Origin of the sequence: Thermosynechococcus sp. B3, assembly GCF_030323045.1 — a bacterium.
Lineage (GTDB): Bacteria > Cyanobacteriota > Cyanobacteriia > Thermosynechococcales > Thermosynechococcaceae > Thermosynechococcus.
The window spans coordinates 1,001,714-1,024,928 of record NZ_CP097584.1 but is presented as its reverse complement, the minus strand read 5'-3'; the positions used below and the strand labels follow the sequence as shown (position 1 = coordinate 1,024,928).

The following is a 23,215-nucleotide window of genomic DNA, read 5'->3' as shown; positions in this document are numbered from 1 at the left end:
AGCCAATCCTAAAGCAGATTAAAGGTAAAATGAAGAGTACAGCAGCAAAAACAAATCAACAGCCGCTAAAACGTTAAGCAAGGGGTAGCCAGAGGTAAAAGTCGCGCTCTAGAGGACTCTCCCCAACGGGCAGCTGTCAAGTCTCCTCTTTCATAAGATTGTCTCGATAACAAATTTTAGCTTTTCTGATTTTTCTATCAAATTTTACAAATGGCTGCAGGGTTTTAACAACGTTGGTACAGCATTGCCCTTTCTTAAGATTGTCTTAATATTTCCCTAGCAGCTGTGCTATAACTTTGTTCATTGCTTGGAGTGAATCGTCCTATGTTTTACCGCTTAGCCGAACAACACCGCCAGTTTATTCGCGATTTAGTGCTGAACCTGCAAGCTCTGGCAATCGCCCTAGAAAATCGAGGCTACATGGCCTCCTGCTACACCTGTGGCGGTGAACTCAACAGTGCCTCCTTCATGGTCAGTTTGGCCGACAACCACCTGATTCGCTTTTTGGTCTCTGACTATGGGATCACTTGGACTGAAATGCGCGATGACCGCGAACTCATGAAACTCGAAGGGGCAGAGGCCATCAATCAACTGCAAGAACTGGCCAATCTCCTCAAGGAAGTCCGTATCCCCACTGCGGTTTAACCCTGTCGGGGCTATCCTTCGTTCTTTTGTCGGTGCTAGCTTAAAAGTAGCTGGACTTTCCTTCTACTTTGATCCCCACCCTCAATGACTGAAGCGTCCCTTAGTTGGCAACACCAGTACCTCAGCGTTAACCAAGTACGCCTGCACTATGTCACCCAAGGCAGCGGTGATCTTGTGATTCTGTTGCATGGCTTTCCAGAGTTTTGGTACTCTTGGCGATTTCAAATTCCCGTGCTGGCTCGTCATTTCAAGGTTGTAGTGCCAGATCTACGGGGCTACAATGACTCCGAGAAGCCTGCCCACGGCTATGATCTCGATACCCTCAGCCAAGATGTCACGGCGCTGATCCAAGAACTGGGCTATGAACGCGCCCACATTGTCGGTCATGATTGCGGTGGCCTGATTGCTTGGCATGTGGCGGCACGTTTTCCGCAGAGGGTGCAGCATTTAGCCGTCTTGAATACCCCCCACCCCTACCGTGTGGGACTGGAACTCTGGCAACAGGTAGAGCATTTTTGGCGCAACTGGCCACTGTTGGCCTGCCACATCCCCGGCTTAGCGGAATACTGGCTAGGGCATAATCTGCAGAGTTTTTTACAGGATCTCTTTCAACGCTACTCCATCCGCAAGGCTGCCTTCTCGGCAGAAACTGTGCAACTCTATCAAGCCGCCCTTGAAAAAGCGGGGGCGATCGCTGCGGTGCTCAAAAGTTATCGCCATCTTTTTTCACCCCAACAGTGGTGGCACCTACTGCAACAGCACACGGAAGCCATTACCAGCCCCACCCTGATTCTCTGGGGCGCCGATGATCCCCTCGCCCAACCCAGCCTTGCCAATGGCATCGAAGCGTGGATCCATGCACCGTGGCGGCTGAAATATCTGCCCGACTGTGGCCACTGGGCACAACAGGAAGTGCCGGGGCTAGTCAATCGCGAACTGCTTGCCTTTTTGCGTGCCTAAAAAAATCCCCCCACCCATCGGCAGAGGGAAAGGCATGGATTGAGCCAACCAACTTAGCTTAGGCCAGCCACTCCAGCACCGCTTCTTCCTTGGTATTGGTGCGACGTTCGGGGGTTTCGCGGGTGAACTTCATGTGAATGGCGCGGTTTTGTTCCCCATCTGCCGCCACTGCCAAGATCGGGAAGTCGATGAGGCCATCTTGGAAGGACATCTGGAAGCGGAAGGTGCCATCGGGATTGAGTTTGATCGGGCGCCCACCAATGGTGACGGTGGCATCTGGCTCCGTAGCCCCATAGACAATGAGTTCAGCATCCGCCACCAACCAGAATTTGCGGGGACGAATGGGAGCCGCCGAAGCTGAGAAGCCAACGCCCGACATCGTCAGACCCGAGACCGTCGGCACAGCCCATAGGCCAACCCCCGAGGGGAAGACGTAGGAACTGATGGCCATTTCGGGCAACTGGGAGATGGAGCCGGGGACTTGGTGCATGGAACCAAAGAGAGAACCTGCCACCCGCTGCGCTTCGGCTCCTTCGGCCATGGCAAAGATGCCTTCGTAAATGGGATGGGGTTCGGCAGTGCCCGCCAAGGGTGCCCCCAGATCAAAGAGGGTTTTGCCCCGCAGATCCATATCCCAATCCACCGTAATGAATTGATCCCAGACCCAATCTGAGGGGTAGGTGGGGGGAATATGCACAGGGGCAGAACGGGCTAGAACCAACCAGCGGCCATCGGCACAGCGGTAACCAATTTCCACCACATAGTCGCGATCGCTCACGGGGATGGGCAGATACCACTCCCGCGCCAACTCATCGCAGGGGTACTCCTGAACACTGTGGGGAATTTGGCTATCGAGGTTGATATTCGTGGCATCGTAGAGCCGTAGAGCCAGTTGCTGACCCCCTTGCCGCCGCAATTCTTCGCGGTGCTCGTTGGGCACATCCCAATAGGCGTAGGCCCACTGCGGATCCCGGGGCATGAGGACAATGCGGCTTTCACCATAGCCCCCCGGCAAATCCCCAAGGCCTTCATCTACAGAGGCCAAGAGAACATCCTCTTGAGCAGGACCGAGGTCAAATTTTGCTGCTTCCACTTTTTCTTGCGACTCCAGATTAGAGGGGACAGGTTGGACAGAAATGGTAGTGGTGGATCCGTTGGCTTGCGCCTGCTTTTCACGGATGGCAGCGAGGAGTTGATCTTTGCGCATACGGCTATAACGGGACACTTGCAGTTCACTGGCGACGCGCCGCAACTGCCGCAAGGTCATTTCTTCTAAAGGGGGGCGATCTTTCGGCATGGGTGCCTCCTTATCGTGGGTTGATAGACAGAGCTATCCTTTGCCCTTGATCTTTGGCAAAAAAGTCTTGGGGCGTCAAGGGAATTCGGGCATACTTCTAGGAATTTATACGCAGTTTAGTCTTTTGCAGGGATCAAATGTCAAGATTTCATAACATTTATTCTGCACGGGGATCAAGATAGCGGTTTGCTATTCCTGTTCAGCCTCAAACCACCTTCTGCGAGGGGGAAGGGAGTATAGTGAGAAATGTATCCCTGCAAATGCCGTGGGGACTTGCCAGGAAATTCCTGAATGTTACTGATGTCACCACAACCACACCACAACCACTATGACGATCGCCCCGAGCCGCTCCCTCGCTGACCTTTGCCGTGCTGACTTTCCGATTTTGGCGCGACAGGTGCACGATCGCCCGTTGATTTACTTTGACAATGCGGCCACCTCCCAAAAGCCCTTGGCAGTTCTCAATACCCTTGAGGACTACTATCGTCGCTACAACTCGAATGTCCATCGGGGCGTACACACGCTGAGTGCTGAGGCGACCACGGCCTACGAAGGGGCACGGGAAAAAGTGGCGCGTTTTGTCAATGCCCCCCATGCCGAGGAGATTATCTATACCCGCAATGCCAGTGAGGCGATTAACCTCGTGGCCTATAGCTGGGGCATGAATACGCTGCAGGAAGGGGATGAAATGATCCTGACGGTGATGGAGCACCACAGTAATTTGATTCCGTGGCAGTTTGTGGCTCAGAAAACCGGTGCTCGCCTCAAGTTTGTCGAACTGACGCCAGAGCAAACGTTTGATCTTGACCACTACGCAAGTCTTTTGAGCGATCGCACGCGGTTAGTGGCCGTCGCCCATGTATCCAACACGCTGGGGTGCCTCAACCCGATTCCCGAGATTGTGCGTCTTGCCCATGCCAAGGGGGCGCGGGTACTGGTGGATGCCTGCCAAAGTGTGCCTCACCTCCCCATTGATGTGCAGCAGTTGGGCTGCGATTGGCTGGTGGCCTCCGGTCATAAAATGTGTGCACCCACGGGCATTGGTTTCCTCTGGGGACGCGCGGAACTCCTGCGGCAAATGCCCCCCTTCTTGGGCGGTGGCGAAATGATTGCCGATGTCTTTTTTGAACATGCCACCTATGCGGATATTCCCCACAAGTTTGAAGCGGGAACGCCAGCGATTGCGGAGGCGATCGCCCTTGGTGCAGCGGTAGATTACCTGAGTCAGTGGGGAATGGAGCGCATCCATGCCTACGAACAGGAACTGACGGCTTATCTCTTTGAACGCCTCCAAGAGCTTCCCGGTGTCACAGTGTATGGCCCCAAATCGGGCGATCGCGCTGCCTTGGCCAGCTTTACCGTTGGTGAGGTGCATCCCCACGATCTCTCGACCATCCTTGATCAGTCGGGGATTGCCATCCGCGCAGGACACCACTGCACACAGCCCTTGCACCGCTATTTAGGGGTTCAGTCCACGGCACGAGCCAGCCTCTATTTCTACAACACCCGTGCTGAAATTGATCAGTTTATTGCTGCCCTTGGAGAAGCCATTGCCTTCTTTAGTGATGTCTTTGCCTAGAGCTTGAGGCTCAGCAGTTCACTGGCTTGGGCGTGAAAACCGGCACTGGTGAGGGCATGGCGGGCGCGATCGGCATCTTCAACGCGAAACTGCGGTCCTAGGCGCACGTACTGGGCATGGTAGCCATCGGTAACTTTGACCACCACCGGCACCTTGGGCATGTCACCCACCTGTTGTTTGAGCACTTCCGAGAGGCGACTTTGGGCTTGAATGTCCCCCGCTTGCTCAACAGGCAAATCCACAAGCACCAGTTTCACTTCTTCAAGGGGTTCGGCATCTTCAATAAGGAGTTGGGGGCGATCGTCGCGCATCTCTAGGGTGCCCCACAGCAGTAGCCGATGATCAAGCTGCAATTGGCCATGAATCCGCTCGTAGGCTTTGGGAAAAACCACGGCCTCTGCCTGGCCCGTGAGGTCTTCCAACTGGACAATGGCCATTCGCTCGCCGCGCTTGGTGGTAATGGGCTTGAGGCCCGTCAGCAGGGCAATGACACTCACCATCCCTTGACCTGTGTGCTGCTCGAGATCCGCCAAGCTAATAGGGGCAATCATGGCCGCTGGTCGGTGAATATCTTTGAGGGGATGGTTCGACACATAAAATCCTAGGAGGTCTTTTTCTTGGCGGAGCTTTTCGGCATCCGGCAAATCATCCACTGGGGGCGCACTGGGGGCTGGGTCATAGCTACCGCCGAATTCATTGCCGGAGCCACCCGCCAACATATCAAAGAGGTTGACTTGCCCCACCGCCCGATCCTTGGCGCGCGCCTGTGCCCACTCCAGCACAAGGGGGAGATCCTGCATCAGTTGGTTACGGTTGCGCTGGGGATGGAGACTATCCATGGCACCACAGGCAATGAGGGATTCAAGGGCACGACGGTTGAGAATGCGGCTATCGCCCCCCGCACGCGGAACCCGTTCGCAAAAATCCGCCAAACTTTGAAAGGCGCCCCCCTCTGCCCGTGCCTGTAAAATGGCCTCAATCACCCCCTGACCGACATTGCGCACTGCCGACAGACCAAAAAGAATTTTGTCCCCCACGGGCGTAAAGTCAATATCCGAGCGATTCACATCGGGGGGAAGAACCTCAATCCCCATGCTCAGGCAAGTGGCAATATAGCGCTGTACCTTGTCTTGGTCGCCACTATTCGCCGTGAGCAAGGCGGCCATGTACTCGACGGGAAAGTTGGCCTTGAGAAAGGCGGTTTGATAGGTCACATAGCCGTAGGCCGTGGAGTGGGACTTGTTGAAGCAATTGGCGGCGATCGCTCCATTGGCCAAGAGAAAATTGTGATCCCCAGCTAAACCAATGTCATAGACCGCTTGCCAACCCACTAGCCGCCGGCGGACAATCTTCACGCTTCACCTTGCCAAACGCTGCGCTCTCTATTCTAATCGTCGCACTGTGTCGCGAGCAGGAATCCGCACATCCCGCAATGGTATCCCCCTGAGACACTGGTAGTGAGCCGTCAACCAGTCGGGGGTTTGCACACCAATACTGGCTAGAGCCGCCACGGTTGGAAAAGGCCACAGCTGCTCAAAGATCACTTCCCCCTGCCAGCCAAATTGCAGAAAATAGCAGCCCACCGGTGCCTGTAAGTGATCTAGGAGTCGCCGTCCGAGGTCATAGAGGGTTTGTCGCTGGCGATCGCTGGCATGGATGGGTAACTGCCATGTCCCTTCAAGGCAGCCAATGATTTCGCCAAAGAGCGTCCCCTTTGCCGTTTGCGCTAGTGGCAACTGATAGAGACCCCCTGTGCTGGTTCGTATCCCCCACTGGGTAACCAAGGCACGCAACGCTTGACACTGCTGCCAAAGCTCGGATGCTGCCCAATGGGTGAGGCTATAGTCTAGCACCTGCGGTTGGGGAGCGATCGCGATCGGGGCATCGAGGGGACAGATGGCAATCTCGGCACTGTCCTGACACTGTTGCAGCAGGGGTACCACTTGGGTCACGACTTGATCCGCAGACAGTTCGGCTTCCCTTGGCTGTGCCGCACACCAAATCCGTATTTTCAATCCTCTAATCCTCCTGCTGTGAGGGCAGCTAACCAGCGATCCATGAGCATGGCGTGCTGTGCTAACCGCGAGAAAATTGCATCTGCCAAGGTCTCATTGTAGGTGTAGACGGCTAAGTTGCGATCGTCCACCATTTTTAGCGCTAAACGGCCTTCCTCTGGAGTAAGTAGGCCAACAGCCAAGCAAGCACGGATCACGCCCTTCGGTGAGGCGATGTCTAATCCTTCGCGTTCCCGTAGATATAGCTGTGCTGCTTTCCAGACGGCTTCTAGGGTGTATTCAAATCGCTGAATTGCAGCATCACGAATAATCGTATCTGTGCGCTTGCCCAAGGGCAATTCTTGCAAAGTAGCTAGTGCTCTTTGGGCAACCACTAATCGTTCCCTGAGCCGATCCACTCAATTCCCTCTGCAATCACTCGCGATCGAAAGTCGGCGGACACTTCTGATAAATCCACGACATCGACTGGATAGATCAAATTGGACATCTCTAGGTGCTCCCGCAACTCACTCAACAGCCCCACGGGCAGTGGTGCAAGGGGCAAAATCCCGACATCTAAGTCAGAGCTTTGGCGCAGAGCACCACGGGCAGCCGAGCCGAATAGATAGACCTTGACGGGAAGCCCTGTAAAAAAGTCTTCTAGTATTTTTTTGAGTTCCCGCAGATCTTCGTTGGCAGCGGTCACGCTTTGATTCCTGTCCACCTAGGTATTAAAGCTGGGAATCAAGCCAACACGCGCAGGTTGCAATGAGGGGAATCCCTGCTGTTGTTGCTGGCGGGCTTGAGCGGCCAAGAGGGTTTGCAGATTCCGCAGTTCGGCACGCAGTTGGGCATTTTCTTTTTCGAGGCTTTCAATCTTCAGTTTGACTTGACTGAGCCGCTCACTAAATTTTTGCCGATAGACTTCGGGCATTTCTTGGATGACGCGCTCTAGCATCTCATTGCGATCGCTCAATTCAATGACTTGAGCTTTCAATTCATTCATTTCCGCTTCACGACTTTGGCTCTGCTGCTGGTAGGCAAGGATCTGTTCTTGATAGGCAGCAATTTGTGCTTCCACCTGTTGCACTTGGGCTTGCAGCAACTTCAGAGCTTCGGCATTGGCGGCCTCGGTCTTGCGGGCTTGGTAAAAGCGCACAAATAACTCAGGATGCTGCACCATGAGTTGATAGAGTTCCTCTGAGAGTTGCTGCACGAGTTGATCCCGTATCAGCAGTTCATCGGCTAAGTTGAGGGAAGTATCGTTCACGGCGGCTGCTCTCCAAGGGACTGTGCTGTGGCAAATTTTACGCTGCTTCTGATCCACTCATGCAAGATTTGGAATTTTCCACCTACCATCAACCGGTGCTGGCAACTGCGGTGCTTGCGGCACTCCAGCCCAAGGCCGGGGGACTATACTTGGATGCAACGGTGGGGGGTGGCGGCCACACGGCGCTGCTCTTACGGAGTGAACCCACTTGTCGGGTGCTGGCGATCGATCAAGACCCCATGGCCTTAGCGGCGGCTCAGGAATTCCTCGCCCCCTTTGGCGATCGCGTCCAGTTTTGGCACGGCAACTTTGCTGATCTGCCTGTGGCTGAGCCGATGTTTGATGGCATTCTCGCAGATTTAGGCGTGAGTTCCGCCCAGTTGGATCGTCCAGAGCGGGGCTTTAGTTTTCGCTTTGATGCCCCCCTCGATATGCGCATGAACCCCAATAACCCCTTGACCGCCGCAACGGTGATTAATCACTACAGCGAGCGAGAACTGGCGGATATTTTCTATGAGTATGGCGAAGAACGCTTTGCCCGCCGCATTGCCCGCCACATTGTTGCCCGTCGTCCCCTTGCCACCACCCAAGAACTGGCGCAGTTGGTTGCCCACTGCCTCAAGGCTTCTCCGCGGCAACGCATTCATCCAGCCACACGGGTTTTTCAGGCCTTGCGTATCTATGTGAACCAAGAGCTAGCGGTGCTCGACCAATTTTTGGCGCGATCGCCCCAGTGGTTAAAGCCCGCAGGGCGCATTGCCGTCATTAGCTTCCATAGCTTGGAAGATCGGCGGGTGAAGCAGGCGTGGCGTGGCAATCCCCTCTTGGCAGTTGTGACTCGTAAACCGATTGTGGCGGATGCAGCGGAAGTTGCTCTCAACCCGCGATCGCGATCGGCAAAGCTACGAATTGCAGCGCGTACTTTTGCATGAATTGCCCGAATGATGGTTTATTTATGGGTATCTTTACAGTGCGTCATAATCTTTTAGGGTAATAAATTGCTGAGGAGTGCTGGCGTCTATGGTTGCTGCCCCTAAATTCAAATCCCGATTTATTCCCCAATCGTCGCCAACCCTAACGGAAATTCGGCCCCTCCCCAAGCCGCAAATGCCCCTGTGGCAAAAAACTTTGCTGGGGATTCAATGGGTTTCTGGGGTGGCGGCCACCAGTGCCCTCGTGGCTGTACTGCCTCTCTATGGTTGGTCAGCCCTCTCTGAGCGGCAGTGGAGTCAAGCCTATGACCGCTTAGAAACCCTCAAACGGCAGGAGCGGGAGCTATTGGTGAGCAATGAAACCCTCCGCTATCGGGTGACGCAGCAAGTGCAACGCGCTCCTCAAGGGCTTGTTCCCCAAACGCCGCAACACGTTCTTTTTGTGCCCAATGAGGGCAAGATTGCTGCCAAAACTCATTTTGAACGCCCCCCCGTGACACCACCGCCGCAGCGCACTGTCAATTACTGATCGCTCTCCATGACAACGGCCCGCCCCCAAAACCAATCCCTGCCACCCTTGCGAGTTGGCTTGATCTTTGGCTTTTTGCTGATGGTGATGGGGGGTGTGGTTGCTCGCCTAGTTTATTTGCAAGTGGTTCAGGGGGAAACCTTAGCGGCACGGGCACAGCAACAACAACGGCGCTATACTCCGCCAACCTTGGCACGCTACCCAATTACCGATCGCCGAGAGACGGTTGTTGCCCTAGATCGGCCTGTGTTTACCCTCTTTGCCCATCCAATTCAGTTCAAAGTTGAGCGGCGGGCGATCGCCCGCGATCTGGCCCCTTTACTCAAGCAATCTCCAGAGCAACTGTTGGCCAAATTCAGCACCTACCCCACAGGCGTCCCCATTGCCTACGACATTGACGAGGAAACTGCTGCTAAAATTCGTGCTCTCAACCACGATGGTTTGGAACTGAACCAAGCGTGGCAGCGCATTTATCCGCAGCAGGAACTCATGGCGGGCGTTGTCGGCTATGTGGATCGAGAGCACCAAGGTCAAGCGGGGATTGAGTTTAGCCAAAACCAGTTTTTACTGGTTCCCCATAACCGCCAGCTCCTGTCAACCAATGCTTTGGGTCAATGGTTACCTGCCCTTGCCCCTGCGGATCCCCGTGCTTTGAGTCAGGGGTACCATGTGCGCCTCACGATTGATACTCGTTTGCAACAAACAGCACGCCAAGCCCTGCAACAGCAGTTACGCAAATTCAACGCTAAGCGGGGCACGGTCATTGTCCTAGAAGTGAAAACTGGTGCACTGCGGGCACTGGTCTCAGAACCTTCCTACGATCCCAATCATTACTACCGTGCTGATCCGGCACTGTTTCGCAACTGGGCGGTATCGGATCTCTACGAGCCAGGATCAACCTTTAAGCCGATCAACACCGCGATCGCCCTTGAACTCAATGCCATTACTCCCGATACAGTGCTACCCGATGAGGGGCGGATTACGGTGGGGGGCTGGCCAATTCAAAACAGTGATTTTAGTCAGCGGGGCGGCCGCGGTGCCCTCAATATTGCCCAAATTCTTGCCTACTCCAGCAATGTGGCCATGGTGCACATGATGAACCGCATTCCCGCCCGCCACTACTATCGCTATCTGCATCGCTTGGGGCTGACCGAGAAGGTGGGCAGTGATCTCCCCTTTGAAACCGCCGCTCAATTAAAGCCCCCGGAGCAATTTATTAACTACCCCATTGAACCGGCAACAACGGCCTTTGGCCAAGGCTTTTCCCTGACCCCGCTGCATTTGGCTCAACTATTGGGGGCGATCGCCAACGGCGGCGAGCTGGTCACTCCCCATGTCATTGATGGCCTCTACGATGAAAATGGCCAACTGCAAAAACGCCTTGAGCAACGCCCCCCTCGACGGGTCTTCTCGCAGCGCACCAGTCAAGCAGTGGTCAAAATGCTGGGAGAAGTTGTGCGCTTCGGTACAGGGAAACCCGCCCATATTCCCGGCTACCGCTTGGGGGGTAAAACCGGCACAGCACAAAAAGCAATTGGCGGTACCTACAGCAATCTGCGCATCACGAGCTTTGCGGCTATTTTTCCCCTTGATCAGCCGCAGTATGTGATTTTGGCGGTAGTGGATGAACCCAAGGGGGATGATGCCTATGGCTCAACGGTGGCGATTCCCATTGTGCGAGCGGTAACGGAGTCACTGATTACGATTGAGGGCATTCCCCCCTCACATCCAGAGGAATTGCGCCGCCCCGCTACGCCAGCTTCGGTGTCACAATAGGGAAGAACAGCGCAAAAGGACGGTATGATTCAACGGTTTTTTGCCACAGCGTTGGCGATTCTTGTGGTGCTGCTGGGAGGGTGTTCGGCCACCAGTGGGCTACAGGCCTATGTGGATAGCTACGATGGCTATGAGTTTCTCTACCCCCGCGGTTGGGTACAAGTACAGGTGGATGACCCCGTGGATGTGGTCTTTCACGACATTATCGAGACGACAGAAAACGTCAGTGTGGTCGTGAATACGGTTTCCAGCACAAAGTCTCTTGAGGAATTGGGGTCACCAGAGGAGGTGGGCGATCGCCTGCTGCGCAATATCATTGCCCCAACTGAAAGCGGGCGCAGTTCTGCCCTGATTTCCGCTAGCTCCCAAAAGGCAGATGATAAGACCTACTACATTCTGGAGTATGCCGTCACTCTGCCGGGGGATGGGGACAATGCTCAGCAGCGACACAATTTATCGAGTATTGCTGTGAGCCGAGGAAAGGTCTATACCTTGAGTGTGTCAGCTCCCGAGGAGCGCTGGCCAAAGGTAGAAGACCAATTTAAGACCATCGTGTCCTCGTTTACCGTATATTAAAGAAAGAATCGGGGAGTTAGCTCAGTTGGTAGAGCGTCGCGATCGCACCGCGAAGGTCAGGGATTCGAGTTCCCTACTCTCCATATTTTTGCCCCCTTTTCAATTGAGGAGTATTGGCAACGGCTGCTCATCAAGCACCCTGATATTGAAGAGTTGGAAGATTGTGTGCGGTTAGCTCTTTCTACACCAGATGAGGTTCGTCGCAGTAGCCGAGATTCAGGAGTATTATTGTTTTATCGGGTACAGCGAGAAAAACGTTGGGTTGTTGCAGTGGCACGATGCTTAAATGGAGATGGTTTTTTAATCACTGCTTATCAAACTGACGCCATTAAAGAAGGGGAGACAGTGTGGCTCAAATAAGAGTATTTTATGAGCCAGAAACAGAGCTGTTAAGTGTATTCTGGCAAGTTCCACGAAGAAACCAGGTTGCGACAGAACTTGGAGATGGGGTGATTTTGTTCAAGGATGGGGTGACTGGGGAGCCAATTGGTTTAGAAATCCTGTCATATCGTCCCGGGGACGATCGCTTTGATGCTGTCAGTGTCGTTTCAATCCTCGATCGCCCCGAAGGACGATCGCAACTCCTCTAGTTTAACTCTGGTTGACCTAAAAAATAAGATCGCTGGGATCTGCGACGATGGGGCTTGTTGCGATCGCAATCCCTTTGAGAGGGTCATAGTCACCCTGCCAAGCCCAGAGGCCGGCAGCAATCAGTTCCCGCAGGTGCTCAGTGTCATGAAATTCCTTGGTGCGTAGGTTGACAAGGTAAGGCTGCAATGCGCGGATCTCTTTTGCCCTTAAGCCGCGTTGCTGAATACGGCGAATTAACTGTTTTACTTGATTGTGTTCATCTTTATTTTTTGCTTGATCGGGCACAATGACAACTGGATACGTGTGATCCTCGATGAGACGAAAGCGTTGCGCAACTTCGGGAAAATTGAATGACTGACGATACTGCTGAATTTTTTCGGTATCAAGATCACGAACTTGGTAAAGCTGCTGGAAATACCTCTGAAAAACTGTAGAGTCATTTAGGTCAACCATGGCTTGCCTGAGTAAAGTGCGAGTAGTTTCAACAGCGCTGCAATACTCCCGTTGAGGCGTGCGACCCTCTTGGGGGTCAAAAATCACGACCCGTCCCAAGGATGAACGTTGCCCTTCACGGTTACAGCGACCTGCCGCCTGCACAATGCGATCCAGTGGTTCCATGGCGCGATAAACGACCGCAAAATCTAAATCTACACCCGCTTCGACCACTTGAGTAGAAATAAGCCAGCAGGGTTGATTGTTTCGCAGGCGATCGCGCACCTCCTGTAGGACGGCTTGCCGATGGGCACCGTAGAGCAATGTTGAAAAATGTCTAGCTCAGGGCTAGCAATGGAAGTTAACTCTTTTTGAAAATCTGCTGACGGGTCTAAATCAATCCCATCCGCCTTGGCTAGGCCTTTAATATGCTCGTAGGTTACCCGATCAACCTCCGCCAACCGATTCTGCAAATCTGCCATATTAGGCAGGCCGCTATGGTGGCCATAGATCATTGGTGCAAGAGGCTGACACTTCTGAAAAGCGAGGAGCGCACCATACTTAGCGTGAGGGAGTTTCTCTTTAACAGCTTGATTTTGGGCACAGGCTTGGAGATAAGCCTGAAAATCAGGGTTGTATTTGCCTAAGTCGTGCCAAAGGCCACCATAGTTGCCCAGTTGAGGTGTACCTAACTTTCCAACCAGCTTCGACGCTCTACCAGCCACTTTAGAAAGATGCGCTGACAGGGAATGCCATTGACCATCTTGGTTTGGAGTATGAGCATAGTAATTTGACATAATTTCACATAATTCTTTCTCAGCTTATATACTTCACATTGACATTGAGAGCAAGAATTTTGACCCGACCTTGACAATACTGCGCAACATCGTGGCGGGATGACAAGCTATCTTCACTTTAGATTTTAGCGAAGCCCTTGAGTTGGGAACAGGACGGGAATATTGGGATTGACCCATACTTGACAGTCGAGTTCGGTACTGGGTGGGAAAATAGGAAGTTTTTTCGATTTTTGATTATTTGATTAAATGTTCTGCCAAAGGCGCGATCGCGAGGTGCCCTGCAACTGCTCATGGGTTTCGCGCAATAGCCGAGGAATCTCCAAGCCACTGGGACAGCGGGGCAAACAATCGCCACATTCAGTACAGCGGTTGGCGGGTTGACCGGGAAACCAATGCCCGGCACGACCAAACATCCCATAGCGATACTTGCTAAATTCTGTCATGTCGTAGGCGACGGCTAAGTTGTGAAGCCGCAGCACTTCGGGGATGTGAATTTCCTCAGGGCAGGGCAAACAAGCATAACATTGTTGACACAAATCGGTGCCCAAGGTTTCCTGCATCACTGCTTGCAGGCGATCGCCCACCGCTTGCTCTTCAGCGCTCAGGGGTGCCACCTGATCAGCCACGGCCAAGGGAAAGGCCAACTCGGCAACGGTGGCCGGTCCAATACTCAAGGTGGTGATGGCAGGCTGACTCAGCAGCCAGCGATAGCTCCAATGGAGAGGGTGAAAGGGCGCACAGAGATCTTGGAGCCGTTGGGAAGGCCGGTAGAGTTGTCCCCCTTTATCGGCTGGCGAAATGATAAAAATCCCCATATCCCGCTCAGCGGCAGCGGCGATCGCTGGGGCATTGCGTTGCTGAAAGTAGGTGTAATGCAGATTGACAAAATCAAATTGATTGCTGGCGATCGCCCGCGAAATCACAGACAACGATCCATGACTGGAAAAGCCTAAAGCACCAATTACCCCCTTTGCTTGCAACTGCCGCAGCATTGCCATCCCCTCAGTGCTCAGCCATGCGAGATGCTCAGGGGTGTTGAGGCCATGGAGGGCGACACCATCTAACCGTGAGACTTGAAGACGCTCAAGGGATTGAGCAATTTGCCGCTGGACGTGATCCGCATCCCCTTGGGGCAAGAGTTTAGTGGTGATAAAAACGGTGGGCTGACCCAGTGCCTTGAGGGCACGACCAATATAGGCCTCACTGGCACCGTAGGCGGCGGCGGTTTCAATGTGGTTAATGCCGTGGGCGATCGCCCCCTCAATGACCGCCTGCATCACCTCTGGACTGCCCAAGGCGCGCATCGTTCCAAGGGAAAAAACCGAGAGGTTCAGCCCCGTGCGACCAAAGCGGCGGTAGCGCATTCTAGCCTGCGGAGGAATCCTCTTCCATTCCCCGGCCCTGCTGAATAAAATCTTCAGGGCGAATCGAATCTAAAAAGCGGCGAAAGGCTTGGCGTTCTTCCTCGTCAGCATCGCGATCGACGGGAATCGAGGCATCGGCAACAACCGCTTCCATCACCCAAATCGGGCAATCACAGCGCAGGGCAAGGGCAATGGCATCGCTCGGACGAGCATCAATCTCTTTACGAATGTCTCCTTGGCGCAGGGTGAGCACTGCATAGTAGGTGTTGTCTTCCAAGGAATGGATGACCACCCGTTCTAGGGTCATATTCCATTCGTTGAGAATGTTGACCATCAGATCATGGGTCATCGGTCGCGGTGCTCGTTGATTTTCCAAGGCCATTAAAATTGCCCGCGCCTCATTATCACCAATCCAGATGGGCAGTGCTCGCCGTCCAGCACCGTCTTTGAGTAAGACAATTGGAGTGCGACGGTTAGTGGCATCGAGGGCAATCCCAGCAACGGTCATTTCAATCATGGCCACCTCAGCGAGCGCAATGGCGGTGCATTCCCTTCTATTATTAACATACAGTCCTTCCCACCAAGATGGCACACCCCTACCACTGTAAGACTCCCTATGGGAGAAGTAACGGAGGGGCGACGCGCAGGCATTCCTTAAGACTCCATGCTTTAGAAAAAGACTGGCGAACGACGGAATCATGGGCAGTGGCAACTAGACACTTTTTTGACGCTCGCTTCTCGGTACACTAAAGTTATTATTTTTGGTATTTAGACGGCTATGATTGCTTCCTCGATCCCGATCTGCATTACGTTGGGTACGCGCCCGGAGGCAATCAAATTGGCACCGGTCATTCAAGCTTTCCAGCGATCGCCCCTGTTTGAACCCTACGTTGTCCTCACGGGACAGCACCGCGAAATGGTGGATCAAGTGATGGCACTGTTTGACCTGCGGGCAGATCGGGACTTGGCCATTATGCAGCCCAAGCAAACCCTGACCGAAATCACCTGTCGTGCTCTCCAAGGCCTTGAGCAACTCTATCAAGAACTCCTGCCCCGTCTTGTTTTGGTTCAGGGGGATACAACAACCGCCTTTGCCGCTACCCTTGCCGCCTTTTATCAGCAGATTCCTGTCGGCCATGTGGAAGCGGGCTTGCGCACCGACGATCTCTACAACCCCTATCCAGAAGAAGCCAACCGCCGCCTTATTTCCCAATTAGCGCAGTTGCATTTTGCCCCTACGGAACAAGCCGTCAAGAATCTTCAGGCGGCCGGGGTCACGGGTAGTATTCACTTGACGGGCAATACCGTGATTGATGCGCTGCTGCAAGTGGCCGATCGCCAGCCAGTGTGCCATGTCCCCGGCCTTGACTGGCAACAGTATCGCGTGATCCTCGCCACCGTTCACCGACGGGAAAACTGGGGTGCCCCCCTAGAAGACATTGCCAATGGTTTCCTGAAAATCTTAAACACGATTCCCGATACCGCTTTGCTCTTGCCCTTGCACCGCAATCCCACCGTGCGTGAACCCCTCAAAGCCTATTTGGGGCATCATCCTCGCGTTTTTCTGACGGAGCCACTGGACTATCCTGCTCTTGTGGCAGCGATTAAGGGATCAACACTCCTGCTGACGGATTCCGGTGGTCTCCAAGAGGAAGCCCCTAGCCTTGGTAAACCGGTACTGGTGTTACGGGAAACCACTGAGCGGCCGGAAGCGGTCACCGCTGGCACTGCTAAACTGGTGGGCACGTTTGCAGATACGATTGCAGCGGCAGCCATTGAACTGCTCACGGATCCAGTGGCCTACAACCGCATGGCGACGGCGATTAATCCCTTTGGCGATGGTCATGCGAGCGATCGCATCCTTGAGATTGTGACCCAGTTTTTTGCCCAGCAGACACAGTAAGGAGCCACGGCCATCTGAGGATAGCAATGACAATGTTCTGGGCAGGAATTTTGGTCACAAGTTGGCTGGGCTTGGTGCTGTTAACCGCAGAACTGATTCACGCTTGGTTTCCCAATGCCAAGGAATGGTCACGGAAAGTGGTTCACATTGGTGCGGGTCAAGTGATTCTCATTGCCTATGCCTTGGGGGTACCCACGAGTTGGGGAATTGTGGCCGCAGCGATCGCTGGCGTCGTCACACTGCTTTCTTACCGCATACCGATTTTTCCCAGTATTAGTGGCGTGGGGCGCCAAAGCTGGGGCACCTTTTTTTATGCGGTGAGTATTGGCACATTAATGGCGCTCTTTTGGAACACGCTGCCGGAACTGGCGGTTCTGGGAATTTTAGTGATGGCTTGGGGAGATGGCTTGGCTGCCCTTGTGGGGATTAACTGGGGACGCCATCCCCTGCCGCGAACCAGTAAAAGCTGGGAAGGAACCCTGACCATGTTCTGTGTGAGTACCGTGGTGGCGGCTCTATCCCTCACCCCCATTGCGGCCTTAGAGTTGCTCTGGATTGCCCCCTTAGTAGGTCTGGGTGCGACCCTTTTGGAACTGATTGCTTGGCGAGGGGTTGATAATCTCACAGTTCCGATCGGTAGCGCTTTGCTTGCCTATGGGTTACTCAATTTGAGTTGATGTTAGGCAGGGTCTTCTCAATAAACTGGCGGGCGATCGCGATCGCGTCTCCATTAATTTCATGGGCCATGGGTAGGGCATGAAACGCTCCCTTCACTCCTGCGGCTTGCAAGGCTTGCCAACTGGCTTGGGCACTGGCAAAGGGCACCACAGGATCCGCTGTGCCATGGATCATCAACACGGGTGGCGAGGTGGCTGTCACCACTGGCGGGCGCACTAAATAGCCACTAAAGACCAATAATCCCGCTAAAGGCAACGTTAACCCCACAACCAATGTCAATGCTCCCCCTTGGGAAAATCCCCCTAAAATTGTGCGGCTGAGATCAATGGGCAAGCTGGCAATCCACTCCCGCAGTGCCGCTTCACTGGTGGCTAGATCCGTTGCCCGCTCATCGAGCAGTAATGAGCCACTGCGGGCATCGTGCTGATTCAGGTCGTACCACATCCGCCCTTGGGGGACGTAAGGATGGGGAAAGGGAGCTTCCGCTGCATAGGTTTGGGCTTGGGGAGCCAGCAACGATCCAAGGGAAATCAGATCTGCGGCATTGGCACCCCAGCCGTGGAGCAATAGAAGGCTGTGATCGGCCGCGATCGGCGGATCGGGAAAGGTGAGAAATTGGAGGGTTGTCATGCTAGACAGGATTGAGTTCCTTGGTCGGCGCCGCCACACTGGGATAGGTGAGGCTCGATTCAATCATCTCCCGACCCTCAGTGGACACATAGTCAAAGAAGGCCTGAGCCACGACCGACAGTTGTTTGCCCGCAGGATAGACCAAATGCCAGTGCCGCTGAATCGGGAAATGTTCGACATCGAGAATCGTCAACTGGCTGGACTCGCGATCAAGGGCTAAGCAGTGGTGAGACAGGACAGAAATCCCTAGGCCGCCAGCGATCGCCTGCTTAATGGACTCGTTACTTCCCAGCTCAAGGCGGATATTGATCGGCACACCGTGCTCTGCAAAGAGCTTCTCCACCGCTTGGCGGGTGCCCGATCCCTGCTCCCGCATAATAAAGGGTTCTCCCGCCAGTTCTTGGATCGGGATTTTACTGCGGCCACTGAGGCGATGGTGACTGGGGGCAACCACCACTAAGGGATTATCCAAAAAGCGGTGGCACTCCACATCCACATTCTCCGGTGGGCAACTGGGAATATAGAGATCGTCCATATTGCCTCGAATGCGCTCTACCACCTGTTCATGGTTGGTGACCGTCAGGGCGACATCAATCCCCGGATAGCGCTGGCAAAATGGCCCCAGCAGCCGCGGAATCACATATTTGGCCGTGGTAATGACACACAGCCGCAAGTGTCCCTGCTTGAGACCCTTGAGATTGGCAACGGCCATTTCAAACCGCTCAAGGCGCTCAAAGATGTCTTGGCAGGTGGCCAGTAGTTCCTTGCCGGCTTCTGTGAGATAGAGCCGCTTGCCCACTTGCTCAAAGAGGGGCATACCAACGGCACGGGTCAACTGCTTCATTTGAATCGAAACGGTGGGCTGCGTCAGAAAGAGTTCCTCGGCAGCGCGGGTAAAACTTCCGTGGCGAGCAGTGACCTCAAAAACCTTAAGCTGATGTAGGGTTGCTTGTTTCAAACCCATTCTCCTTTCGTCAGCGATAGGGCTACATAGACGAAATTCTATCAAATTTCGCGCCATGATAACGAAATGTGAAGAATCTCAAGGCAAGAATGATGATCAAAGGGCACTTAAATCAGGTAATGAGCGATCGCCTGCGGGGGGGAAAACACCTCTGGAACGAATGGCGGCGAGCTTATCCTCAGCTTACTGTAGATTTGAGTGAAATGAATCTTACGGGCATGGATCTGCGGGGCTATGACCTGCGGGGCTGCAATCTCAGCCGTGCCTGTCTGCGAGAGGTGAACCTTGCCCACGGGGATTTGCGCTTTGCTAACCTCTATGAGGCGGATCTGACAGCGGCGAACCTCGATGATGCCGATTGCCGAGGGGCGTTGTTCTTAAAAGTGGTGGGCGATCGCGCCACTGCCCAGCGGGCAAATTTTCAACTGGCCAACTTGCAGTACGCTCGGTTGACCTATGCCGATTTCTCTTGGGTCACCCTTGAGCAGGCGGATTGTCGCCACAGCAATTGGTGTCAAGCAGATCTCAGCCATGCCCGCGCCGCTGCCAGTGATTTTTCCTTTGCGCTGTTGATAGCAGCCAGTCTCAATGAAGCTACGCTGCGGTTTGCGCAACTGGTGCAGGCTTGTCTTGAGGGGGTTCAGGCTTACCGCTGCAACTTCTATGCGGCCAATTTAGCCTATGCAGGACTGACGCGGGGCTATTTCTCCCATGCCCTTTTTGTGCGCGCCAACCTCAGTCATGCCATCTGTCGCTGGGCCAATTTTCGCCATGCCAATCTCCAGCAAAGCCAGTGCGAGCAAACGGATTTTCACTACAGCCTGTATGTTAGCTAGTAGTTCATCTTAAGCTTCTGACTGGAGCAGCGCCACGGCATAGGCAGCAATGCCCTCTTCACGCCCCACTGGCCCCAGTTTTTCATTGGTGGTGGCTTTGATACTAATCTGGTCGCGATCGATCCCTAGGGTGGTTGCAAGGCGATCGCGCATCTGGTCGAGGTAGGGTTTCAGCTTCGGACGCTCTGCCACCACTACGGCATCAATGTTGCCCACTTGCCAACCCCGTTCTGCAATCAGTGCCGCTACTTTCGCCAGCAAGACTTGGCTATCTGCCCCTGCCCACTGCGGATCACTGGGGGGAAAGTAATGGCCAATATCGCCAAGGCTGAGGGCCCCCAAAAGGGCGTCCATAATGGCGTGGGTGAGGACATCGGCATCACTGTGCCCCAAGAGTCCCAAGGTGTGTTCTAGTTTGATACCGCCTAAAATCAGAGGCCGCTCGGGCACCAATTGATGGATGTCGTAGCCATTACCAATGCGAATTTTCATACTTGCTGCACAGGACAACGAAGGGGCGATCGCCAATGCCACCGCCCTCTATTGTTGCAGAGTCTTCTACCTTGGCCAAACTAGATATTCACTTCACTCAGTTGCCGACACATGTAGTCAAAGGGTTGTTCGACAATACTCGTGTCCTCGATGCCCGCCGCTGCCACGCGATCGCGCACAATCTCCTTCATGATTTGAATACCGCGCACCGTTGGTCCAATGGGCACCCCAAGGGAGTTGTAGGTTTCCCGCAGACCTTCGAGGACGCGCTCGTTGAGGACATCCACATCCCCGGCCACAATGGCGTAGGTGGCATAGCGTAGGTAGTAGTCCATATCCCGCAGGCAGGTGGCGTAGCGGCGTGTGGTGTAGGCATTGCCGCCGGGTTGAATCAGTTCCGGCTGCTCTGTGAAGAGGGCAGAACCCGCTTCCTTCACAATGGCTGCGGCATCGCCATTGATCACTGCTGCCGCTTTAACCCGTACCGCACCGGAATTAAAGTAGGAGCGCAAACTGTCAACAGCATCGCGATCGAGGTAGCGACCGGTGGAGTCATAGTTTTTAATCAGTGTGGTGACGGCATCACGCATAGGTTTTTCTTACTCCTAGAACTGGTAAAACTAGCGTCAACCCGAACGCCAGCCGAAATTGCGCGGATCTAAAATCGTACTTAGCTTATCACGGTAGGGTTTCTCCCCCTTCGCTCCTGTTTACGGACTGTTGCGAACTATTACAAAAGTTCATAATTCTAGGGGTGCCCCACGAGGCGATCGCGCAAACGCTTAATTTGATCGCGGTAGCGGGCAGCCTCCTCAAAGGCCAATTCTTGGGCAGCCGCCTTCATTTTCGCCTCAAGGTCTTGGATCAGTTGGGGGATGTCCTCTAGGCTCAGTTCCTGTAAGGTTTGGGAAGATAAGACAGGCACCGACTCGGCATTGAGGCGGCGAGACACATCCAAAAAGGCCAAGATGGCATTGCTGGTTTTCTTGACAATGGGCTGGGGAGTAATGCCGTGGGCTTGGTTGTAGGCCAGTTGAATGGCGCGGCGGCGCTCCGTTTCTTGGATGGCTTTTTGCATACTGTCGGTGAGGGTGTCGGCATAGAGAATCGCCTGTCCACGGACGTGCCGGGCAGCACGGCCAATGGTTTGAATCAGCGATCGCTCCGCCCGCAGGAAGCCCTCTTTATCTGCATCAAGGATGGCCACCAAGGACACTTCGGGTAAATCCAGTCCCTCCCGCAACAGGTTGACACCAATCAACACATCAAAGTCCCCTTGGCGCAGGGCTTCAAGAATTTCAATGCGCTCAATGGCATTGATTTCTGAGTGCAGATAGCGCACTCGTACCCCCCGTTCTTGGAAGTATTCCGTGAGATCCTCGGCCATTCGTTTCGTGAGAGTGGTCACCAGTACCCGCTCTTGGCGATCGCACCGCAGGCGAATCTCCCCATAGAGATCATCCACCTGTCCTTGGGTGGGACGGACAAAAATTTCTGGATCCACGACCCCCGTCGGCCGAATAATTTGCTCGACAACTTGCCCTTCAGACACCGCCAATTCCCAATCGCCGGGGGTTGCCGAGACAAAGATACATTGCTTCACCTTTTGCCAAAATTCCTCCGCCTTCAGGGGGCGATTATCCGCCGCACTGGGCAACCGAAAGCCGTGATCAATCAGCACTTTTTTCCGCGCTTGGTCGCCATTAAACATCCCGCGAATTTGCGGCACCGTTACATGGGACTCATCCACCACCAACAGCCAATCCTCAGGAAAATAATCAATCAAACACTCCGGCGGTTCCCCCGCTGCGCGGCCTGCGAGATGGCGTGAGTAGTTTTCGACACCGTTGCAGTAGCCCACCTGTCGCAGCATTTCCAAGTCATAGCGGGTACGTTGACTCAGGCGCTGTGCTTCAAGGAGTTTATTTTGGGCTTCCAAGTAAGCCACTTGGGCTTGCAGTTCCGCTTCAATGGCAGCACAAGCCGCTTCAAGGCGTTCGGCAGGGGTGACAAAGTGCTTCGCGGGATAGATATTCAGGCGTTCGACACTCTGCAATGTTTCCCCCGTCAGGGGATCGAGATAGCGGATGGCTTCGATTTCGTCACCAAAAAACTCCACGCGAATGATGCGATCCTCATAGGCTGGGCCAATTTCTAAAACATCTCCCTTGACACGGAAGCGCCCCCGCCCCAGTTCCACATCGTTGCGCGTGTATTGAATTGTCGCCAATTGCCGCAGTAGTTGCCGCAGATCCATTTCACTGCCCACTTCGAGGGGAATCGCGGCTTTGAGGTACTCTGCTGGAATACCCAAGCCGTAGATGCAACTAATCGAGGCAACCACAATCACATCCCGCCGTTCAAAGAGGGAGCGGGTAGCGGAGTGCCGCAGCATATCAATTTCCTCATTAATCGAGGCACTTTTTTCGATGTAGGTATCGGTAACGGGAATGTAGGCCTCAGGCTGATAGTAGTCGTAGTAGGAGATAAAGTACTCGACGGCATTTTCTGGAAAGAAGGAGCGCAGTTCATTGCACAGTTGCGCCGCAAGGGTTTTGTTGTGAGCCAGCACAAGGGTTGGGCGACCAAGAGCCTCGATCACGCGGGCGATCGTGTGGGTTTTGCCAGTGCCCGTTGCCCCCAGCAATGTTTGGAAGCGATATCCCGCCCGTACGCCGGCGACGAGCTTTTGAATGGCTTGGGGTTGATCTCCCGTCGGTTCAAAGGGAGCGTAAATACGAAAGGGAGTGCTGGTCATTGCCCAATTTCTAACGAATTCTTACCTAGCTTTTAGGGTAGTCGAGCAACAGAGGAGCGAGCCACCCAAAATCTTGTTCAGAAGGATTGAAGGCGCTTGAAACGGTCAAAACCACGTCCTCGCCCATTTGAGAAAGCAGCCCTAAGATTTGGTATTCTAAATAACAGTTTATTGTGTATTGTAACAGTTAATTGCGCCAAATCTAAAGAATT

The 23,215-nt window shown here is 53.9% G+C and carries 27 protein-coding genes and 1 tRNA gene; 13 read left to right on the top strand and 15 right to left on the bottom strand.

Translation table 11 applies throughout. The features are described 5' to 3' along the window. Nucleotides 1–324 precede the first annotated feature (324 nt). Both M0646_RS05240 and M0646_RS05235 read left to right on the top strand, forming a co-directional pair. Nucleotides 325–645, top strand: coding sequence for a DUF1815 family protein (locus M0646_RS05240; protein ID WP_149818796.1), 321 nt, complete (start codon nucleotides 325–327; stop codon nucleotides 643–645). 84 nt (nucleotides 646–729) lie between these two features. Further along, complete coding sequence (locus M0646_RS05235; RefSeq protein ID WP_149818795.1) at nucleotides 730–1,605, top strand: alpha/beta fold hydrolase; 876 nt, start codon at nucleotides 730–732, stop codon at nucleotides 1,603–1,605. A 58-nt stretch (nucleotides 1,606–1,663) separates the two neighbouring features. Here M0646_RS05235 and M0646_RS05230 read toward each other — a convergent pair whose 3' ends face one another. Then, a complete protein-coding gene (locus M0646_RS05230) occupies nucleotides 1,664–2,902 on the bottom strand; it encodes a DUF4912 domain-containing protein (protein WP_149818794.1) in 1,239 nt (412 codons plus the stop codon). A 328-nt stretch (nucleotides 2,903–3,230) separates the two neighbouring features. On the opposite strand from M0646_RS05230, the gene M0646_RS05225 reads away from it, so the two are divergent. After that, on the top strand, nucleotides 3,231–4,481 hold the full coding sequence (locus M0646_RS05225; protein ID WP_286626904.1) for a SufS family cysteine desulfurase: 1,251 nt from the start codon (nucleotides 3,231–3,233) through the stop codon (nucleotides 4,479–4,481). Here the strand turns inward: M0646_RS05225 and M0646_RS05220 are convergent. The 5 genes from M0646_RS05220 to M0646_RS05200 are packed head-to-tail and all read right to left on the bottom strand — an operon-like array spanning nucleotide 4,478 to nucleotide 7,745. Beyond that, a complete protein-coding gene (locus M0646_RS05220) occupies nucleotides 4,478–5,836 on the bottom strand; it encodes an OB-fold nucleic acid binding domain-containing protein (RefSeq protein WP_286626903.1) in 1,359 nt (452 codons plus the stop codon). The genes M0646_RS05225 and M0646_RS05220 overlap by 4 nt on opposite strands. A 27-nt stretch (nucleotides 5,837–5,863) precedes the next feature. Continuing rightward, nucleotides 5,864–6,496, bottom strand: a complete 633-nt coding sequence (locus M0646_RS05215; RefSeq protein ID WP_286626902.1) for a hypothetical protein — start codon at nucleotides 6,494–6,496, stop codon at nucleotides 5,864–5,866. Then, a complete protein-coding gene (locus M0646_RS05210; RefSeq protein ID WP_286626901.1) occupies nucleotides 6,493–6,894 on the bottom strand; it encodes an HI0074 family nucleotidyltransferase substrate-binding subunit in 402 nt (133 codons plus the stop codon). The genes M0646_RS05215 and M0646_RS05210 overlap by 4 nt, the downstream gene beginning before the upstream one ends. Then, nucleotides 6,870–7,181: a nucleotidyltransferase family protein gene (locus M0646_RS05205; protein WP_286626900.1), complete on the bottom strand. Its 312-nt coding sequence runs from the start codon at nucleotides 7,179–7,181 to the stop codon at nucleotides 6,870–6,872. Before M0646_RS05205 ends, M0646_RS05210 begins: the two co-directional genes overlap by 25 nt. 18 nt (nucleotides 7,182–7,199) lie before the next feature. Then, the gene (locus M0646_RS05200; protein ID WP_286626899.1) at nucleotides 7,200–7,745 is read right to left on the bottom strand and encodes an Npun_F5560 family protein; all 546 of its coding nucleotides are present in this window, start codon (nucleotides 7,743–7,745) and stop codon (nucleotides 7,200–7,202) included. Between the two features lie 59 nt (nucleotides 7,746–7,804). On the opposite strand from M0646_RS05200, the gene rsmH reads away from it, so the two are divergent. The 7 genes from rsmH to M0646_RS13115 all read left to right on the top strand — a co-directional run bounded on the left by rsmH (nucleotide 7,805) and on the right by M0646_RS13115 (nucleotide 12,148). Continuing rightward, a complete protein-coding gene (gene rsmH, locus M0646_RS05195; protein WP_286626898.1) occupies nucleotides 7,805–8,677 on the top strand; it encodes a 16S rRNA (cytosine(1402)-N(4))-methyltransferase RsmH in 873 nt (290 codons plus the stop codon). 88 nt (nucleotides 8,678–8,765) lie between these two features. Next, nucleotides 8,766–9,206, top strand: coding sequence for a hypothetical protein (locus M0646_RS05190; RefSeq protein ID WP_190278241.1), 441 nt, complete (start codon nucleotides 8,766–8,768; stop codon nucleotides 9,204–9,206). A gap of 9 nt (nucleotides 9,207–9,215) precedes the next feature. Next, entirely contained in the window at nucleotides 9,216–10,982 is a 1,767-nt protein-coding gene (locus M0646_RS05185; protein ID WP_286626897.1) for a penicillin-binding protein 2, read from the top strand. Nucleotides 10,983–11,006: 24 nt separating this feature from the next. Then, complete coding sequence (psbP, locus tag M0646_RS05180; RefSeq protein WP_149818780.1) at nucleotides 11,007–11,558, top strand: photosystem II reaction center PsbP; 552 nt, start codon at nucleotides 11,007–11,009, stop codon at nucleotides 11,556–11,558. 10 nt (nucleotides 11,559–11,568) lie between these two features. After that, nucleotides 11,569–11,641 (top strand) — tRNA-Ala (locus tag M0646_RS05175). Between the two features lies 1 nt (nucleotide 11,642). After that, nucleotides 11,643–11,918: a hypothetical protein gene (locus tag M0646_RS13120; protein ID WP_149821683.1), complete on the top strand. Its 276-nt coding sequence runs from the start codon at nucleotides 11,643–11,645 to the stop codon at nucleotides 11,916–11,918. Beyond that, a complete protein-coding gene (locus tag M0646_RS13115) occupies nucleotides 11,906–12,148 on the top strand; it encodes a hypothetical protein (RefSeq protein WP_315863011.1) in 243 nt (80 codons plus the stop codon). Before M0646_RS13120 ends, M0646_RS13115 begins: the two co-directional genes overlap by 13 nt. Before the next feature lie 16 nt (nucleotides 12,149–12,164). Here M0646_RS13115 and M0646_RS05165 read toward each other — a convergent pair whose 3' ends face one another. The 4 genes from M0646_RS05165 to M0646_RS05150 all read right to left on the bottom strand — a co-directional run bounded on the left by M0646_RS05165 (nucleotide 12,165) and on the right by M0646_RS05150 (nucleotide 15,259). Further along, on the bottom strand, nucleotides 12,165–12,905 hold the full coding sequence (locus tag M0646_RS05165) for a hypothetical protein (protein WP_286626894.1): 741 nt from the start codon (nucleotides 12,903–12,905) through the stop codon (nucleotides 12,165–12,167). Continuing rightward, on the bottom strand, nucleotides 12,797–13,378 hold the full coding sequence (locus tag M0646_RS05160; protein ID WP_286626893.1) for a CRISPR-associated endonuclease Cas3'': 582 nt from the start codon (nucleotides 13,376–13,378) through the stop codon (nucleotides 12,797–12,799). The genes M0646_RS05165 and M0646_RS05160 overlap by 109 nt, the downstream gene beginning before the upstream one ends. A gap of 242 nt (nucleotides 13,379–13,620) precedes the next feature. After that, nucleotides 13,621–14,742: an aldo/keto reductase gene (locus M0646_RS05155; RefSeq protein WP_286626892.1), complete on the bottom strand. Its 1,122-nt coding sequence runs from the start codon at nucleotides 14,740–14,742 to the stop codon at nucleotides 13,621–13,623. Between the two features lies 1 nt (nucleotide 14,743). Further along, nucleotides 14,744–15,259 carry a bifunctional nuclease family protein gene (locus tag M0646_RS05150; protein ID WP_190278239.1) on the bottom strand — a complete coding sequence of 172 codons (516 nt, stop codon included), beginning with the start codon at nucleotides 15,257–15,259 and terminating at the stop codon, nucleotides 14,744–14,746. A 261-nt stretch (nucleotides 15,260–15,520) separates the two neighbouring features. Here M0646_RS05150 and wecB point away from each other — a divergent pair, with 261 nt between their 5' ends. Both wecB and M0646_RS05140 read left to right on the top strand, forming a co-directional pair. Then, a complete protein-coding gene (wecB, locus tag M0646_RS05145) occupies nucleotides 15,521–16,645 on the top strand; it encodes a non-hydrolyzing UDP-N-acetylglucosamine 2-epimerase (RefSeq protein ID WP_149818770.1) in 1,125 nt (374 codons plus the stop codon). Nucleotides 16,646–16,671: 26 nt separating this feature from the next. After that, a complete protein-coding gene (locus M0646_RS05140) occupies nucleotides 16,672–17,322 on the top strand; it encodes a diacylglycerol/polyprenol kinase family protein (RefSeq protein ID WP_190278238.1) in 651 nt (216 codons plus the stop codon). Here the strand turns inward: M0646_RS05140 and M0646_RS05135 are convergent. Together M0646_RS05135 and M0646_RS05130 are read right to left on the bottom strand one after the other, a co-directional pair. Then, the gene (locus M0646_RS05135; RefSeq protein WP_149818768.1) at nucleotides 17,309–17,953 is read right to left on the bottom strand and encodes an alpha/beta hydrolase; all 645 of its coding nucleotides are present in this window, start codon (nucleotides 17,951–17,953) and stop codon (nucleotides 17,309–17,311) included. The genes M0646_RS05140 and M0646_RS05135 overlap by 14 nt on opposite strands. 1 nt (nucleotide 17,954) lies before the next feature. Then, nucleotides 17,955–18,911 carry a LysR family transcriptional regulator gene (locus tag M0646_RS05130; RefSeq protein WP_315863010.1) on the bottom strand — a complete coding sequence of 319 codons (957 nt, stop codon included), beginning with the start codon at nucleotides 18,909–18,911 and terminating at the stop codon, nucleotides 17,955–17,957. 95 nt (nucleotides 18,912–19,006) lie between these two features. Between M0646_RS05130 and M0646_RS05125 the strand changes: the two genes are divergently transcribed. Then, complete coding sequence (locus M0646_RS05125) at nucleotides 19,007–19,753, top strand: pentapeptide repeat-containing protein (RefSeq protein WP_286649932.1); 747 nt, start codon at nucleotides 19,007–19,009, stop codon at nucleotides 19,751–19,753. A 9-nt stretch (nucleotides 19,754–19,762) separates the two neighbouring features. Here the strand turns inward: M0646_RS05125 and ispF are convergent, their stop codons facing one another. The 3 genes from ispF to uvrB form a co-directional block, all read right to left on the bottom strand. Next, complete coding sequence (gene ispF / locus M0646_RS05120) at nucleotides 19,763–20,245, bottom strand: 2-C-methyl-D-erythritol 2,4-cyclodiphosphate synthase (RefSeq protein ID WP_149818762.1); 483 nt, start codon at nucleotides 20,243–20,245, stop codon at nucleotides 19,763–19,765. Nucleotides 20,246–20,325: 80 nt separating this feature from the next. Next, a complete protein-coding gene (apcB, locus tag M0646_RS05115; RefSeq protein WP_149818761.1) occupies nucleotides 20,326–20,835 on the bottom strand; it encodes an allophycocyanin subunit beta in 510 nt (169 codons plus the stop codon). A gap of 158 nt (nucleotides 20,836–20,993) precedes the next feature. Next, nucleotides 20,994–23,003: an excinuclease ABC subunit UvrB gene (gene uvrB / locus M0646_RS05110; protein ID WP_286626885.1), complete on the bottom strand. Its 2,010-nt coding sequence runs from the start codon at nucleotides 23,001–23,003 to the stop codon at nucleotides 20,994–20,996. Nucleotides 23,004–23,215: the final 212 nt, after the last annotated feature.